The organism is Ralstonia soli, assembly GCF_023955655.1.
Classification (GTDB): Bacteria; Pseudomonadota; Gammaproteobacteria; order Burkholderiales; family Burkholderiaceae; genus Ralstonia; species Ralstonia soli.
This window is the reverse complement of record NZ_JAMXHT010000001.1, coordinates 723,365-738,652: the sequence shown is the minus strand read 5'-3', so window position 1 is coordinate 738,652 and position 15,288 is coordinate 723,365. Positions and strand designations below refer to the sequence as shown.

General features: G+C 64.0%; 14 protein-coding genes. 1 reads left to right on the top strand and 13 read right to left on the bottom strand.

The genetic code is table 11. From position 1 onward, the window contains the following. Positions 1 to 5 precede the first annotated feature (5 nt). The 3 genes from pyrC to NG900_RS03430 are packed head-to-tail and all read right to left on the bottom strand — an operon-like array spanning position 6 to position 3,456. Positions 6 to 1,040, bottom strand: a complete 1,035-nt coding sequence (gene pyrC / locus NG900_RS03440; RefSeq protein ID WP_252676709.1) for a dihydroorotase — start codon at positions 1,038 to 1,040, stop codon at positions 6 to 8. Positions 1,041 to 1,072: 32 nt separating this feature from the next. After that, the gene (locus NG900_RS03435) at positions 1,073 to 2,368 is read right to left on the bottom strand and encodes a glycerate kinase type-2 family protein (protein ID WP_252676707.1); all 1,296 of its coding nucleotides are present in this window, start codon (positions 2,366 to 2,368) and stop codon (positions 1,073 to 1,075) included. Next, positions 2,365 to 3,456 carry a tartrate dehydrogenase gene (locus tag NG900_RS03430; protein WP_252676706.1) on the bottom strand — a complete coding sequence of 364 codons (1,092 nt, stop codon included), beginning with the start codon at positions 3,454 to 3,456 and terminating at the stop codon, positions 2,365 to 2,367. The genes NG900_RS03435 and NG900_RS03430 overlap by 4 nt, the downstream gene beginning before the upstream one ends. A 189-nt stretch (positions 3,457 to 3,645) precedes the next feature. Here NG900_RS03430 and NG900_RS03425 point away from each other — a divergent pair, with 189 nt between their 5' ends. Then, positions 3,646 to 4,476 carry a class II glutamine amidotransferase gene (locus tag NG900_RS03425; RefSeq protein WP_252676704.1) on the top strand — a complete coding sequence of 277 codons (831 nt, stop codon included), beginning with the start codon at positions 3,646 to 3,648 and terminating at the stop codon, positions 4,474 to 4,476. Between the two features lie 77 nt (positions 4,477 to 4,553). Here NG900_RS03425 and NG900_RS03420 read toward each other — a convergent pair whose 3' ends face one another. The 10 genes from NG900_RS03420 to NG900_RS03375 all read right to left on the bottom strand — a co-directional run bounded on the left by NG900_RS03420 (position 4,554) and on the right by NG900_RS03375 (position 14,940). Next, positions 4,554 to 5,288 carry an amino acid ABC transporter ATP-binding protein gene (locus tag NG900_RS03420; protein ID WP_252676702.1) on the bottom strand — a complete coding sequence of 245 codons (735 nt, stop codon included), beginning with the start codon at positions 5,286 to 5,288 and terminating at the stop codon, positions 4,554 to 4,556. Further along, positions 5,285 to 5,968: a glutamate/aspartate ABC transporter permease GltK gene (gene gltK, locus NG900_RS03415; RefSeq protein WP_252676700.1), complete on the bottom strand. Its 684-nt coding sequence runs from the start codon at positions 5,966 to 5,968 to the stop codon at positions 5,285 to 5,287. Before gltK ends, NG900_RS03420 begins: the two co-directional genes overlap by 4 nt. An 18-nt stretch (positions 5,969 to 5,986) precedes the next feature. Continuing rightward, a complete protein-coding gene (locus tag NG900_RS03410; protein ID WP_252676698.1) occupies positions 5,987 to 6,715 on the bottom strand; it encodes an amino acid ABC transporter permease in 729 nt (242 codons plus the stop codon). Positions 6,716 to 6,815: 100 nt separating this feature from the next. Beyond that, a complete protein-coding gene (locus tag NG900_RS03405; protein WP_252676696.1) occupies positions 6,816 to 7,724 on the bottom strand; it encodes a glutamate/aspartate ABC transporter substrate-binding protein in 909 nt (302 codons plus the stop codon). Positions 7,725 to 8,252: 528 nt separating this feature from the next. Next, positions 8,253 to 9,554 carry a Glu/Leu/Phe/Val family dehydrogenase gene (locus NG900_RS03400; protein WP_252676694.1) on the bottom strand — a complete coding sequence of 434 codons (1,302 nt, stop codon included), beginning with the start codon at positions 9,552 to 9,554 and terminating at the stop codon, positions 8,253 to 8,255. A 165-nt stretch (positions 9,555 to 9,719) separates the two neighbouring features. After that, a complete protein-coding gene (locus NG900_RS03395; protein WP_252676692.1) occupies positions 9,720 to 10,664 on the bottom strand; it encodes a LysR substrate-binding domain-containing protein in 945 nt (314 codons plus the stop codon). 81 nt (positions 10,665 to 10,745) lie between these two features. After that, positions 10,746 to 12,200, bottom strand: a complete 1,455-nt coding sequence (locus NG900_RS03390) for an amidohydrolase family protein (RefSeq protein ID WP_252676690.1) — start codon at positions 12,198 to 12,200, stop codon at positions 10,746 to 10,748. Continuing rightward, entirely contained in the window at positions 12,197 to 12,991 is a 795-nt protein-coding gene (locus NG900_RS03385; protein ID WP_252676688.1) for an ABC transporter permease, read from the bottom strand. The genes NG900_RS03390 and NG900_RS03385 overlap by 4 nt, the downstream gene beginning before the upstream one ends. 14 nt (positions 12,992 to 13,005) lie before the next feature. Beyond that, on the bottom strand, positions 13,006 to 13,878 hold the full coding sequence (locus NG900_RS03380) for an ABC transporter ATP-binding protein (RefSeq protein ID WP_289813619.1): 873 nt from the start codon (positions 13,876 to 13,878) through the stop codon (positions 13,006 to 13,008). Between the two features lie 57 nt (positions 13,879 to 13,935). Next, positions 13,936 to 14,940, bottom strand: coding sequence for an ABC transporter substrate-binding protein (locus tag NG900_RS03375; protein WP_252676686.1), 1,005 nt, complete (start codon positions 14,938 to 14,940; stop codon positions 13,936 to 13,938). Positions 14,941 to 15,288 lie beyond the last annotated feature (348 nt).

The window sequence follows — 15,288 nt, the reverse complement described above, 5'->3', positions numbered from 1 at the left end:
ATCGCTCAGACGGCTTTCCAGCGCAGCTTTTCGCCGCCGCGCAGCGGAACGACGGTCTGCTCACCGAACGGCACTTCGGCGGGCAGCTGCCATTCGGAGCGCGTGAGCGTCAACGTGCCGGCGTTACGCGGCAGGCCGTAGAAATCCGGGCCGTTCAGGCTCGCGAAACCTTCCAGCTTGTCGAGCGCGTTGGCGTCTTCAAAGGCCTCGGCGTACAGCTCCATGGCGTGCAGCGCGGTGTAGCAGCCTGCGCAACCGCAGGCGTGCTCCTTCGCGCCCTTGGCGTGCGGCGCGCTGTCGGTGCCGAGGAAGAAGCGCGGGTGGCCGGAGGTGGCGGCGGCCACCAGCGCCTCCCGGTGCGTTTCGCGCTTGAGCACCGGCAGGCAGTAGTAGTGCGGGCGAATGCCGCCGACGAACAGCGCGTTGCGGTTGTACAGCAGGTGATGCGCGGTGATGGTCGCACCAACCGGGCCTTCCGCGTCGCGCACGTACTCGGCAGCCTGCTTGGTGGTGATGTGCTCGAACACGACCTTCAACTCGGGGAAGTCGCGGCGCAGCGGCAGCATCACCTTGTCGATGAAGACGGCTTCGCGGTCGAAGATGTCGACCGTCGGGTCGGTCACTTCGCCGTGCACTTGCAGCGGCATGCCGACTTCCTGCATCGCTTCGAGCGTCTTGGCGCAGCGGCGCAGGTCCGTCACGCCGGCATCGCTATTGGTGGTGGCGCCGGCCGGGTAAAGCTTCACGCCATGCACGAGGCCACTCGCCTTGGCCTCGCGGATTTCCTCGGGCGCGGTGTTGTCGGTCAGGTACAGCGTCATCAGCGGCTCGAACTGCGCGCCTGCGGGCAGCGCGGCGAGGATGCGCTCGCGGTAGGCGCGCGCCTGTGCGGTGGTCGTGACCGGCGGCTTGAGGTTGGGCATGATGATCGCCCGGCCGAACTGGCGCGCGGTGTCGCCCACCACGTCGGCGAGCGTTTCGCCGTCGCGCAGGTGCAAGTGCCAGTCATCGGGGCGGACGATAGTCAGAGTGTCGATCATGATGCGTGGGAAGCGGTCAGCAAGAACGTGAATCAGAGAATGAGGATGACGCGGTAGTCATTGACGTTGGTACGCGTCGGGCCGGTGACGATCAGGTCATTGGCGGCGGCAAAGAATCCGTAGGCGTCGTGTGCGTCGAGCGCGGCGCGGGCGGCGACGCCCTTGTCGGCAGCGCGGGCGATGGACGCGGGGTCAAGCAGCGCCCCCGCATTGTCCTCCGATCCGTCGATGCCGTCTGTATCGGCGGCGAGGGCATAGACGTCGCCCACGCCCTCGAGCGTGACGCCGAGCGAGAGCAGAAACTCCGCGCAGCGCCCGCCGCGGCCACCTGTCAGGCCCGGCGGAATCGTCACCGTGCATTCGCCGCCCGAGATAAGTGCAACCGGCGCCACAAACGGTGTGCCGTGCTGGCGAACTTGGCGCACCAGGGCGCCATACACCTGCGCCACCTCGCGCGCCTCGCCGGTGACGGTGTCGCCGAGGATGGCCGTGTGGATGCCGCGCGCGGCAAATACCCGCGCACCGGCCTGCAGGCTTTGCTGCGCCGTAGCGATCACATGATTGGCCACGCGCGCGAAACAGGCGTCGCCAGGCTTGGGCGTTTCGGCAATCTCGCCGCGCGCGCCGCGTTCGAGATGCGTGCGCACGGTATCAGGCATCTGGGCGCCCCAGCGTTTGAGAATGGCCAGTGCATCAGCGTAGGTGCTCGCGTCGGGCACGGTCGGGCCGCTGGCGATGGCGCTCGGGTCATCGCCAGCCACGTCGGAAACGATTAGCGTCGTCACTGGTGCGCGTGATGCCGCTGCAAGACGCCCGCCCTGGATGCGCGACAAGTGCTTGCGCACGACGTTCATGTCGGTGATCGGCGCACCGCAGCGCAGCAGCTCGCGCGTGACGGCTTTGAGATCTGCCATCGGGATGCCCTCGGCGGGCAATGAGAGCAGGCTCGAACCGCCACCCGACACCAGCACGATCAGGCGGTCGTTCTCGGTGAGGGCGGAAACGCGATCGAGAATTTCCTGTGCGGCCTGCTCGCCGGCCTCGTCCGGCACCGGGTGCCCGGCTTCGATCACGCGGATGTGCTCAGTCGGCAAGCCGTGCGCATAGCGCGTGACAACCAGCCCTTCGATCTGTGTGCGGCCAGCGTATGCCTGCTCGACAGCCAGCGCCATCGAGGCAGCCGCCTTGCCGGCGCCGACCACCAGCGTCGTGCCATCGGCATGCGGCGGCAGAAAGTCGGCAACGATCTTCAGCGGGTCGGCCGCGCTGACGGCGGCGGCATAGCTCTCCAGCAGGAGCGCGCGAGCGGCACTGCGATCGAGCTTCATGCCAGTGCCTCTGCAATCGCACGGCCCAGGTCGGCGGTGCCGGCCGTGCCGCCGATGTCGCGCGTGAGCGGCGCATGGCCCGGGCCTGCCGCCAGCACGCGCTCGATGGCAGCAAGCACCGCGGCGCCCGCCTCCGGCTCGCCCAGGTGTTCGAGCATCATGGCCGCGCACCAGATCTGCCCGATGGGGTTGGCAATGCCCTGCCCCGCAATGTCCGGTGCCGAGCCGTGCACCGGCTCGAACAGGCTCGGATACGTGCGGTCCGGGTTGATGTTGCCCGACGGTGCAATGGCGATCGTGCCCGTGCAGGCCGGGCCGAGATCCGACAGGATGTCACCGAATAGGTTGCTGGCGACCACCACGTCGAACATCTCAGGCTTCTGCACGAAATGGGCGGTCAGGATATCGATGTGGAATTTGTCGACGTTGACGTCGGCGTACTGCTTGGCCATCGCTTCCACGCGCTCGTCCCAGTACGGCATGGTGATGGAGATGCCGTTGGACTTGGTGGCCGACGTCAGATGCTTGGCCGGACGGCGCTGCGCCAGATCGAAGGCGAACTTGAGGATGCGGTCGACGCCGGTGCGGCTCATGACCGTTTCCTGGATGACGATCTCGCGCTCGGTGCCGCCGTACATGCGGCCGCCGACGCTGGAGTACTCGCCCTCGGTGTTCTCGCGCACCACGTAGAAATCGATCGCGCCAGGCGCGCGCGGCTGGCCGTTGCGGTCGACCAGCGGGCTGCGGATGCCGGGCATCAGCCTCACCGGGCGCAGATTCACGTATTGATCGAAACCGCGCCGGAACTGCAGGAGGGAGCCCCACAGCGAAATGTGATCGGGCACCGTATCGGGCCAGCCGACTGCGCCGAAGAAGATGGCGTCGTACCCGCGCAGGGTGTCGAACCAGTCGTCGGGCAGCATCTTGCCGTGGCGGGCGTAGTAGTCGCAGCTTGCAAAATCGAAATGATCGGTCTGCAACGCAAAACCGAATTTGCGCGCCGCCACATCAAGCACACGCAGGCCTTCCGGAACGACTTCCTTGCCGATCCCGTCTCCGGGGATCACGGCGATGCGATACGAATTCATGGGAATGGATTCCTGGGTGAGTCCAATTGAGCGTCGTTCGAATGGCTGCATTTGATGCCAAACCGGGCGCGGTGCGGCGTGAGCGCAACGGCCAGCGGCTGCAGGCGGCGCTGCCTCGGCAAGGCGCTTGGCACCCCCGGCAGCCGGCGGGATAATGCTTATTTTATTGCATCCGACTTTTTCCCCACCATGTGCCAGCTGCTGGGCATGAACTGCGCCGAACCAACCGATGTGACGTTCTCGTTCACCGGGTTCGCCGCGCGCGGTGGCGTGACCGACCATCATGCTGACGGCTTCGGCGTCGCCTTCTTCGAAGACAAGGCCTGCCGCCTCTTCATCGACAACCAGTCGGCCGGCACCTCGCCGGTGGCCGATCTGGTCAAGCGCTACCCGATCAAATCCAAGAACGTCATCTCGCACATTCGCAAGGCGACGCAGGGCACGGTGCGGCTGGAAAACTGCCACCCGTTCATGCGCGAGCTGTGGGGACGGCACTGGATCTTTGCCCACAACGGCGATCTGAAGAACTTCTCGCCGTTTCTCTCGGGCGTCTATCAGCCCGTGGGCGACACCGATAGCGAACTCGCCTTCTGCTTCATCATGCAGTCGCTGCGCAAGCGCTTTCCGGGGTCGCAGCCGCCGCTCAACGAGCTGTTCTACGCGCTGTCAGACATCACCAAGGAGATCACCCGCTACGGCGTGTTCAACTTCCTGCTGTGCAACGGCCAGGCGCAGTTCGCGCATTGCTCGACGCGGCTGTATTACATCGTGCGGCAGTGGCCGTTTTCGACAGCGCATTTGATCGACGCCGACATGACGATCGACTTTGCCAAATACACCACGCCCGCCGACCGCGTGGCCGTGATCGCCACCGCGCCGCTCACCGACAACGAGGTCTGGACCCAGTTCGTGCCCGGCGAATTGCTGATGTTCGAATCGGGGCAGGCCACCATGGCGACCAAGGTGCCGATTCCGGAAGCCGTGCAGATCGCCAACGCAGCCAACACGGCCTGCACCTGACGCGATTGTCGCCCAATAAAAAACCGCTCCGAGGTGAGCTACACCCCGGAGCGGTTTTTTTCGCCTGGAACCTGCGCTCAGTGCGACAGGATCTTCGACAGGAATTGCTTGGCGCGATCCGAGCGAGCGTTGATGTTGCCGAAGAATTCTTCCTTCTCGCAATCCTCGACAATGCGACCCTGATCCATGAAGATCACGCGGTTGGCGACCTTGCGGGCGAAACCCATTTCGTGGGTCACGCACATCATGGTCATGCCTTCCTTGGCCAGCTCCACCATCACGTCGAGCACTTCGTTGACCATTTCCGGATCCAGCGCGGAGGTCGGCTCATCGAACAGCATGCAGATCGGGTCCATTGACAGCGCACGGGCAATGGCCACGCGCTGCTGCTGACCGCCCGACAGCTGGCCCGGGTACTTGGCAGCGTGCGCCTTCAGGCCCACACGCTCCAGGTACTTCAGGCCCTTGGCGGTCGCCTCGTCCTTGGAGCGGCCCAGCACCTTCTGCTGCGCGATCGTCAGGTTGTCGGTAATCGACAGGTGTGGGAACAGCTCGAAGTTCTGGAACACCATGCCCACGCGCGAACGCAGCTTCGGCAGATTGGTGCCCTTGGCGCCCACCGAGGTGCCGTCAACGAGAATCTCGCCCTTCTGGAACGGCTCCAGCGCGTTAACGGTCTTGATCAGCGTGGACTTGCCCGAACCCGACGGGCCGCACACCACCACCACCTCGCTCTTCTTCACGCTGGTGGTGCAATCGGTCAGCACCTGGAAGCTGCCGTACCACTTGGAAACGTTCTTGATCTCGATCATTGGGTCACCTTCTTCTGAAGTCGCTTCACCAGCACGGAGGCGCCGAAGCAGATCACGAAATAGCACAGGCCGGCAAACAGCAGCAGCTCGACGATACGGCCGTCGCGCTCACCAATGTTGTACGCCTGCGTAAAGAAGTCCGACAGCGCGCTCACATACACCAGCGACGTATCCTGGAACAGGACGATCGCCTGGGTGAGCAGCAGCGGAATCATGTTGCGGAACGCCTGCGGCAGGATCACCAGGCGCATCGCCTGTCCGTACGTCATACCCATCGCATACGCCGCGAACATCTGCCCGCGCGACACGCTCTGGATACCGGCACGGATGATCTCCGAGTAGTACGCCGCCTCGAACAGCGCGAAGGCGACCAGCGCGGACGTCATGCGCATGTCGGTGGCCGGCGACAGGTTGAAGATTTTCTGCAGCACCTGCGGCACGATCAGGAAGAACCACAACAGCACCATCACCAGCGGGATGGAGCGGAAGAGGTTCACATACGCCTGCCCGAACAGCTGCAGCGCCCGGATGCCCGACAGGCGCATCATCGCCAGCAGCGTGCCCCAGACGATGCCGACCAGGATGGCCGTGCCCGTGATCTCCAGCGAGAGCAGCATGCCCTCGCCGAGCACGCGCATGTTGTCGGCGTTGATGGACGAAAAATCGAAGTGATAAGCCATGAAGTGTCCTCGCCTCGATTACTTGCCACCAATGAAGCCTGGCAGGCGGGAGCGTGCTTCCACCCAGCGCATCAGGCCCATTACGGTCAGGTTGATCAGCATGTACATCAGCGTCACGGCGATGAACGACTCGTACGGCTGCGCGGTGTAGTCCACCAGCTGGCGGCCCTGCGCGGCAAGCTCGAGCAAGCCGATGGTCGATGCCACGGCGGAGTTCTTGAAGATGTTCAGGAATTCCGACGTGAGCGGCGGCACGATGATGCGGAACGCCATCGGCAGCATCACGTAGCGATAGGTCTGTGCCAGCGTGAAGCCCATTGCCAGGCCCGCGTTGCGCTGACCACGCGGCAGCGAGTTGATGCCCGAGCGCACCTGTTCGCAAACACGCGCCGCGGTAAAGGTACCGAGACACAGCATCGCGCTCAGGAACATCGCCGTGGCGGGGTTCATCTGCTTGATGTAGTCGCCGCCCGGCACGAGTTCAGGCATGACGAAGTACCAGATGAAGAGCTGCACGATCAGCGGAATGTTGCGGAACAGTTCCACGTAGGCAGCGGCAAAACCCGACAGCCACTTGTTCGGAACGGTACGCAGCACGCCGAGTACGGAGCCGATGATGAGCGCGATGATCCAGGCGGAGAGACCGAGTGTGACGGTGGTCTTCAACCCCGCCAGCAGCCAGTCGAGATAGGTCTGATTCTGGGCGGCTTCAGTAAAGAAGACGCCCCAGTTCCAGTGGTAATTCATGATGGTTCCCCTCAAAAAGAAACGGAAGGAACAGGACCTGTTGACCGGCCTTTGCCTTCCGTTTCGATGACGCTTATGTCAGGCTCGTTGAGGGAGCCGATCAGTCAAGAGCCTTGTCGTTCGGGTTCTTGATCAGCGCCTTCATGTCGTCCGACAGCGGGAACTCCATGTTCACGCCCTTGGGCGGAACCGGTTGCTCGAACCACTTCTTGTATTCGGCAGCGATCGTGCCGTCCTTCATCATGCCGGCGATGGTCTTGTCGGCCAGGGCCTTGAACGGCTTGTCGTCCTTGCGAACCATACAGCCATAGGCCTCACGCGATTGCGGCTTGGCCACAACCACCCAGTCAGCCGGGTTCTTGGCCTTGGCGCGCTCGCCGTACAGCAGCGCGTCGTCCATCATGAACGCAACAGCGCGGCCCGATTCCAGCGTCAGGAACGATTGGCCATGATCCTTCGTGCTGATGATGTTCATGCCCAGCTGCTTTTCGTCGTTCATCTTGCGCAGCAGGCGCTCGGACGTCGTGCCGGCGGTGGTCACGACGTTCTTGCCCTTCAGGTCAGCCCAATCCTTGATGCCCGAATCCTTCTTCACCATGATGCGCGTGCCGATGATGAAGATGGTGTTCGTGAAGGCAGCCTGCTTCTGGCGCTCGAGGTTGTTCGTGGTCGAGCCGCACTCCAGGTCGATGGTGCCGTTCTGCAGCAGCGTGATGCGGTTCTGCGAGGTGACCGGGATCTCGTTGACCTTCAGATCTTTCAGGCCGAGTTGCTTCTTCACGTCCTCAGCAATCTTGGTGGCAACGTCGTACGAATAGCCGATCGTGCGGACACCGCCCACGTTGTAGCTGAACGGAATCGACGAATCGCGTACACCCAGCGTGATGGTGCCGGTGTCTTTGATCTTCTTCAGCGTGCCAGTCAGCTCTTCAGCGTGCGCAGCGCCGCCGAACGTACCAACAGCGACACCAACGGCAGCAAGCACAGTTGCCAGTTTGGCGAGGTTCATGAAAGTCTCCTTTTGACCATGAAAGAGAAAGACGGGACTGTACCAAAAAACGTTTGGCGACAGTATTGGTGTTGCCACTAAATCGTTGAATCCAACGGAGTTTTTCCTCTGGCGCGGACCCTGCCGCAACCACGCTTTCCGAGCAACCGGACACCTTACGTTGTGCTTTTCCGAAAAACCGGAAAATACACGCGATGCGGATCATCGAAGCGCCCAACACAATCGGCAGGCATGCCCGATGGCTTGAGCGGATGACCGTCTGTTTGCTAAGGAAAACCAAGGGAAAAAAGTCCGCCCGATGTGCGCTCTCTGTCGCTTACACGAACCCGACTTGAGGATGGAAAGCGCGGCAGCATCGTTGACGCTGCCGCGCTTTTCATGGTGCGGTGCCCCGGAACGTTATGGTTCTCCTCATGGACACCGGCTTGCTTCAACCGTCGCGCATGACCGCCTGATCGGCGGCGACGCGATAGACCGGAGCAGCGCCCTGGTGGAGCGCCGCGCCGGAATTGATCGACGCGTCGCCGATCAGGGGTACAGACCGCGCTCTTGGCGGGCCTGCAGAATCCGCGTACAGGCGATGATGAACGCCGCCGTCCGCAGGGTTACCTTGTTGTCCTGAGCCACCTGCCAGATGGCGCGGAAGGCGTCTTGCATGATCCGTACCAGGCGCTGGTTGATCTCGTCTTCGGTCCAGAAGAAGCTCGAGAAATCCTGCACCCACTCGAAATAGCTGACCGTCACGCCGCCGGCGTTGGCAATCACGTCGGGGCAGACCAGCGTGCCCTTGTCGCGCAGGATGTCGTCCGCCTCGGGCGTCGTCGGGCCGTTTGCACCTTCGACGACAATCTTTGCCTTGATGTGGGGCGCGTTCTTGGCGGTGATCTGGCCTTCCAGTGCGGCCGGGATCAGGAATTCGCAGTCCAGCGCCCAGAAATCGTCTTGCGAGACAGTCTCGGCGGCAAAGCCGGCCACGCTGCCGTTGTGGTCGACGTGTTGGATGAGCGCGTCGACATCCAGGCCGTTGCCGTTGAACACGATGCCCTTGTGATCCTGCACGGCGATGATCTTTGCGCCGGCATCATGGAACAGCTTGGCGGCCACGCTGCCCACATTGCCGAAGCCCTGCACCACCACGCGCGCGCCCTTGACGTCGATGCCGAGGTTGCGTGCGGCTTCGCTGCCGACCACGAACACGCCGCGGCCGGTGGCCTCACGACGGCCCAGGCTGCCGCCCAGTGCGATCGGCTTGCCGGTCACCACGCCGGTGGCGGTGGCGCCTTCGTTCATGGAGTACGTGTCCATCATCCACGCCATGATCTGCGCGTTGGTGTTCACGTCCGGTGCCGGGATGTCCTTGTTCGGGCCGATGATGATGCCGATCTCGCTGGTGTAGCGGCGCGTCAGGCGCTCCAGCTCACCGGAAGACAGCTTGCGCGGGTCGACGCGGATACCGCCCTTGGCACCGCCGTACGGCACGTTCACGGCCGCGTTCTTTACCGACATCCAGGCGGACAGGGCCATCACTTCCGACAGCGTCACGTCCTGGTGGAAACGCACACCGCCCTTGCCCGGGCCGCGCGAGGTGTTGTGCTGCACGCGATAGCCCTCGTAGTGGGCGATGCTGCCGTCATCCATCTGGATGGGCACATCGACGATCAGCGCGCGCTTGGGGCGCTTGAGGGTTTCGACCCAGCGTGCGAGCGAGCCGAGGTAGGGGGTAACCCGATCGACCTGCTGCAGATAGATGCCCCACGGGCCGAGGTTATCGGCCGGCAGATAGGACGGGATGGAATGCTGGAGTGTCGACGGAGATGCGACATTGGACATGGCTGGCTTCCTGTTTTGGACCTCGGTAAGGTCCCTGGTTTGGGAATGTGCGGTCCCACAAAATGCTCGCCAGCTTAGGGACCCGCCAGATTGAAATCCAATGCCGTTTTTACATCGGGTTATGCGTCTTGCGCATAACCTTCCGGTGGCATGCAGGCACCCCGCTCAGCCCGCCAGCACGCTCCACAACGTGTCGATCAACTCGCGCTTGTGCTTGGATTGCGGGTGCCTGCGGTCAGGTGTGCCGTTTTGCGGATGCTCGCGATAGAGCCGGATTTCCATCTCGATCGACAACGTCCCGCCGCCCTTGCCTTCCGCACGCACGAGGCGGCCGGCTGCCACGTCGTCCCGCACCGCGCTCTCGGGCAGGAATGCCACGCCGTGCCCGGCCAGCGCCATCACCTTGAGCGCCTCGGCCATGTCGGTTTCGTAGCACTTGTCGAGCAACGGCGCCACCGGCGAGTTCTCCAGCAGCACATCGACCATGCGGCCCAGGAACGCATTGGGCGTATAGCTGAGATACGCAATCGGCTTGCGGGCGGCGGGCGCCAGCCGGTAAATCGGACGACCGTTCGCATCGGGCTTGGAAAATGGCGAGAGCCGCTCGGTACCCAGCACCAGCATGTCGTAGCGCGTCGGGTCGAGTTGGATCATCTGTCGCGCATGGTGATAGACCATGACGAGATCGCAGCCGCCTTCCACCAGCGTCATCACCGCATCGTGCACGTTGAGCGCGCGCAGCCGGCATTGCAGCTTGCCGACCTTCTCCTCCACCTCGGCAAGCCACCCCGGAAAGAACGTGAGCGACAGCGTATGCGGCACCGCAAAGTCGATCGTCGAGGCGCTGGCCGGCCGCTGGCCGCGCATCAGCGCGCGCGTCTCGCTCACCTGCGCGAGCATGGCAAGCGCCTGCTCGTAGAAGACCTCCCCCGCGGTCGTCAGGCGCGTCGGGTAGCTTGATCGGTCGATCAGCTCATTGCCCAGCCACGCTTCAAGCGACTGAATACGGCGCGAGAACGCCGGCTGCGTGACGTGCCGCAATTCGGCCGAGCGCGAAAAGCTGCGCGTTTCCGCCAGGCTGATGAAGTCTTCCAGCCATTTGAGTTCCATCGCCTTGCGCCCCCTTCCGCGCGGTGTCGGTAGCGCCGCGTTCGGGCGCCTGCTGGAAGGGTATTTTAAGCGCCGGCAACCTCAGGCGGCCATCCTCTCGGCACGCTGCTTGAGTTGCCCGACGGCGGCGCGGGCCTGCGCGCTTAACTCGGCAAGATCGACGCCGGGAATGGCATCGTCCTGCGCGATGACGCGCCCACCCACCAGCAACGCCCGCAACGCCGGCCGGCCACCGCTGGCCACCGGCGCAATCGCCAGGTCGTGCAGGCCGAAGTAGCGCGGATCATCCAGCCGGTAGACCGCTAAGTCAGCAACCTGGCCCGGTACGAGGGTGCCGATGCCATCCAGGCCGAGCACGGCCGCGCCGCCAGCGGTTCCCCACCGCACCACGTCTTCGATGCGCGCGGCATCCGCACCGCCTTCCATACTGCCACCCTCCGATTGCGCACGCGCCAGCTCGCCGCGTCGTGCGCGCTGCATCAGCCAGGCGGCGTGGGTTTCGGAAATCATGTCGGCGGCCTCGTTGGAGGCGGCGCCATCCACCCCGATCGACACCGGCACGCCAGCCGCTTCCAGCGCGGGTATGTCGGCAATGCCGCTGCCAAGCCGGCCGTTGCTTTGGGGGCAATGGGCGATACCCGTGCGGGTCTCACCGAGCATGCGGATCTCCGCGGGGCTGAGTTTGACCAGATGCGCGAACCAGACATCGGGGCCGCTCCATTCGTATTCCGCACAGAAGGCCACGGGTGTGGCGCCATGCGCGATTGCCGCCGCATTCTGGTATTCGACCGTTTCCGAAAGGTGGCTGTGCAGGCGAATCCCCAGGCGGCGCGCGGTGCGTGCGCAGGTGCGCAATTCCTCGGGTGCCATCGAATACAGCGGCGTGGTGGGTGCCATCGCCACGCGGCGCATGGCATCCGGACCGGTCTGGTGGTAGCGCGCCGTCAGCCGCTCGCAGTCGGCCAGGAAGGCGTCGAGCGTTTCGGGGCGCAAGGCCTGCGGCAAGGCGCTCTCCAGCCCGCGCGTGCGCGTGGCTCCGCCACGGCACAACACGAAGCGCAGGCCCAGCGCTTCGGCCTCTTCAAAGAGGATCGCCGAACTGTCAAACGGCATGCCGGGGTAGTAGAGGTAATTGTGGTCCGCCACCGTGCCGCAGCCACTGCGCACGAGTTCGATCAGGCCGATGCGGGCCGCCAGGCGGAAGGTGTGCTCATCGAACGCCGCACGAAACCGATAGGGCGTCGCACCCAGCCATGGCGTGAGCGTCAGATTCAAGCCAAGCGGCTCGCCCTTGAGCAGCGACTGAAACAGGTGGTGATGCGTGTTGATCCACGCTGGGTACACCACGCAGTCGGTCGCATCCATGACGCGCTCGCCAGGCCGTGGCGGCAGATGGCCGATGGCTTCGATCTTGCCGCCGGCCACGCGGATATCCGGCCCGGCGGTGCGCTCGGCATGTCCTGCCCGCGCATCCTGCCCGGTGAGGATGGCCGCCGCATTGCGAATGAGGAGCGAGGGTTCGATAGGCTGTGTCATGCAAGCTCGCTTTCATGCCAGTGGGACAACGTCAGCCGCGACAGCGCAACCATGATCGCGAACAGCGCAATGCCCGTCAGCGTAATCAGAAACAGCGCCGCAAACAGACGTGGAATGTTCAGCGAAAAACCGGCTTGCAGAATCTGGTAGGCCAGCCCCGCGCCCGTGCCGCCCGTGCCCGCCACGAATTCGGCGACCACCGCACCGATCAGCGCCAGCCCGCATGAAATGCGCAGGCCGCCGAAGAAATAGGGCAATGCACTCGGAATGCGCAGGCGAACCAGCGTATCCCACCGGCTTGCGCGGTTGATGCGAAACAGGTTGGCCAGCCCCGGGTTGACGCTGCGCAGCCCCAGCACGGTGTTGGAGATGATGGGGAACACCGCCACCAGCGTCGCGCAGATGACGAGCGCCAGCGTCGGCTGCTTGACCCAGATGATGATCAGCGGCGCGATGGCAACGACGGGCGTGACCTGCAACAGAATCGCATACGGAAACAAGCTCGCTTCGATCAACCGGCTCTGCACAAACAGAAAGGCCGCCACGGTGCCGCACACCACGGCCAGGGCAAACGCCAGGAGCGTGATCTGCAGCGTCACCCACAACGAGCCGGCCAAAAGCGACCAGTCTTCAACAAGGGTCTTGCCGATGGCCGCCGGCGACGGCACGAGATACGGTGGCACTTCAAACGCCACGCAAACGGCTTGCCACACAAGCAGCAGCACAACGCCCACCGCGAGCGGTGCGGCTACCCGCTGCACGGCAGGACGCGACAACAGTGGTGAATGCATGATGAACTCCCAGGTCAATCGACGACGGGCACGCCGGTGTTGGCTTGCGCAAGCAAGGCCGACAACTGCGCACAGGTCTGCATGAAGGCCGGTGATACGCGAAACGCTTCGTCGCGCACGGCCGGCCCTTCGATCGGCACATCGGCGATCACTCGGCCGGGGCGCGCCGCCATCACGATCACGCGGCTCGACAGGTAGACCGCCTCGTAGATGCTGTGCGTGACGAACACCACCGTCAGGCCGCGTTCGGCCCACAGCGCGCGCAGATCGGCATCGAGCTTGTTGCGCGTGAACTCGTCCAGCGCGCCGAAGGGTTCGTCCATCAGCAACAGATCCGGATGCGTTGCGAGCGCGCGGGCGATCGACACGCGCATCTGCATGCCGCCGGACAGTTCGCGCGGATACACCTGCCCGAACTGGCCCAACCCCACCAGCGCCAGCGCACGCCGCACGCGCTCGTCGGCTTCGGTGCGCGGCATGCGCGCGAGGTCGAGCGGCAGGCGGGCGTTATCGGCCACCTTGGCCCAGGGCATCAGCGTGGCCTCCTGGAACACCATCGCCAGCGTGCGGCCCGGCGCGCCGATGCCAGCCGCGAGCGTCGGCCCGCCCCACCAGCGCACATGGCCGGCCGATGGTTGCTCCAGCCCGGCGAACAGCTTGAGCAACGTGCTCTTGCCGCAACCGGACGGCCCCAGCAGCGAGACGAACTCGCCCGGCTGGATGGCGAGCTTCACCCGCTCAAGCGCCACGGTGCCGTTCGGATACGTCTTCTCGACCTGGTTGGCGAACAGCACCGGCGCATGGCTCGTGCGCTCGCCGTCCAGTGGGGGCTGTCCACCGCCATGCGATGCCGGCGCTGTCCGATTGCTACGAAACGTGAGCGACATGGCGATCTCCTTGGCCCGACATCGGTTGCGATTGCGATTGCGGAAGCAATGAGGCACTCACGGCATCACCTTCAGGTCTTTGACGAACTGCGTGGTGTAGGCGCGCTTCCAGTCCACATCGGCCTTCAGCAAGCCCGCGTTGACCATGAAGTCGCGCGTCTGCTTCCAACGCCCGTCGGTCATGACGCCAATGCCCTGCGTGGCAGCATCGCCGCCGGTGATCATGTGAAATTGCTTGAGCTTTTCCAGCCCGTACAGGAGCTGGTCGTCCTTCATGTTGGGGTTGTCGCGCTTGATGAGTGCATTGGCGGGCGCGGGGTCGGACAGGTAGCTCTTCCAGCCTTCCATCGATGCGCGCACGAAGCGGGCCACGAGGTCGGGCTTGTCCTTGATGGTCTTGTCCATCGTGACGATCGTGGTGCCGTACGGCGGGTAGCCATCGTCGGCAAACAGGAAGAAGTGCGTCTTCACGCCGGCCTTGTCGGCACTGAACAGCTCGGACGAGGCATACGCCTGCTGCGCAGATTTCGGGTCGGCAAAGAACGGCTGCAGGTTGAACGTATAGACGCGCGACTGGGACTCATCCAGCTTGTACTTGCCCTTGAGCCACGGCCACCATGTCGTGCGGCCCGAGGTGGAGACGAGGATGGTGCGCGTCTTCAGGTCGGCCAGGCTCTTGACGTCTTCATGGGTCATCATGCCTTGCGGGTCGGTCTGCATGGAGGCGCCCACGGTGGTGACGGGCACGCCCTGCTCAACGCTCTTGAGCACTTGCAAGTCGTAGCCCATCAGAAAATCCGCCTGCCCGCTGGTCAGGATCTGCATGCCGTTGACCTGCGGCCCGCCCATGCGGATCTGCACGTCGAGACCGTACTTCTTGTAGAGGCCCGTGGCGACCGCCTGATAGAAGCCGCCATGTTCGGCCTGGGCATACCAGGAGGTGAGAAAGACGACCTTGTCGAGTGCGAAGGCGCTGGCAGACCAGCAAATGGTGGCAATGGCTGCCACTGCCAGCCCAAAGGATCGACGGAACAGGCGGCGAGGCAAGAAGCGAGGTTTCATGGCGGGGCGCGGTTTGAGCGATCGTTCAACACGCCCGCGGCAATGCCGTCATGAGAGCCCGCGCGGTTCGATGGATGCCGGACATTGCGTCATGAAGGCACGGCCATGCGCCGGAGAACCGGACGCGCAGGCGCGGCTTTCAAGAGCAATTTCCGGCTGCCGCGCTGATCGACCCGAAGTGCCAGACGACACTTCACGCGGCAGTGAACGCTTCTACTCTCGCTCGGTGTTTTGCAACTTCCATACCATCTGCCTCGGTGGCGTACGCCTGCGCGAATGCACCGCATCAACACGCCAGCACAGTGCGCGGCGCGCCCACCAACAGTGCTTGATTTCCCTCTATGGTGC

Excerpts from the sequence above, each read along its gene's own strand:
- pyrC (WP_252676709.1), bottom strand. The coding sequence starts at position 1,040 with ATGATCGACACTCTGACTATCGTCCGCCCCGATGACTGGCACTTGCAC.
- NG900_RS03435 (WP_252676707.1), bottom strand. The coding sequence starts at position 2,368 with ATGAAGCTCGATCGCAGTGCCGCTCGCGCGCTCCTGCTGGAGAGCTAT.
- NG900_RS03430 (WP_252676706.1), bottom strand. The coding sequence starts at position 3,456 with ATGAATTCGTATCGCATCGCCGTGATCCCCGGAGACGGGATCGGCAAG.
- NG900_RS03425 (WP_252676704.1), top strand. The coding sequence starts at position 3,646 with ATGTGCCAGCTGCTGGGCATGAACTGCGCCGAACCAACCGATGTGACG.
- NG900_RS03420 (WP_252676702.1), bottom strand. The coding sequence starts at position 5,288 with ATGATCGAGATCAAGAACGTTTCCAAGTGGTACGGCAGCTTCCAGGTG.
- gltK (WP_252676700.1), bottom strand. The coding sequence starts at position 5,968 with ATGGCTTATCACTTCGATTTTTCGTCCATCAACGCCGACAACATGCGC.
- NG900_RS03410 (WP_252676698.1), bottom strand. The coding sequence starts at position 6,715 with ATGAATTACCACTGGAACTGGGGCGTCTTCTTTACTGAAGCCGCCCAG.
- NG900_RS03405 (WP_252676696.1), bottom strand. The coding sequence starts at position 7,724 with ATGAACCTCGCCAAACTGGCAACTGTGCTTGCTGCCGTTGGTGTCGCT.
- NG900_RS03400 (WP_252676694.1), bottom strand. The coding sequence starts at position 9,554 with ATGTCCAATGTCGCATCTCCGTCGACACTCCAGCATTCCATCCCGTCC.
- NG900_RS03395 (WP_252676692.1), bottom strand. The coding sequence starts at position 10,664 with ATGGAACTCAAATGGCTGGAAGACTTCATCAGCCTGGCGGAAACGCGC.
- NG900_RS03390 (WP_252676690.1), bottom strand. The coding sequence starts at position 12,200 with ATGACACAGCCTATCGAACCCTCGCTCCTCATTCGCAATGCGGCGGCC.
- NG900_RS03385 (WP_252676688.1), bottom strand. The coding sequence starts at position 12,991 with ATGCATTCACCACTGTTGTCGCGTCCTGCCGTGCAGCGGGTAGCCGCA.
- NG900_RS03380 (WP_289813619.1), bottom strand. The coding sequence starts at position 13,878 with ATGTCGCTCACGTTTCGTAGCAATCGGACAGCGCCGGCATCGCATGGC.
- NG900_RS03375 (WP_252676686.1), bottom strand. The coding sequence starts at position 14,940 with ATGAAACCTCGCTTCTTGCCTCGCCGCCTGTTCCGTCGATCCTTTGGG.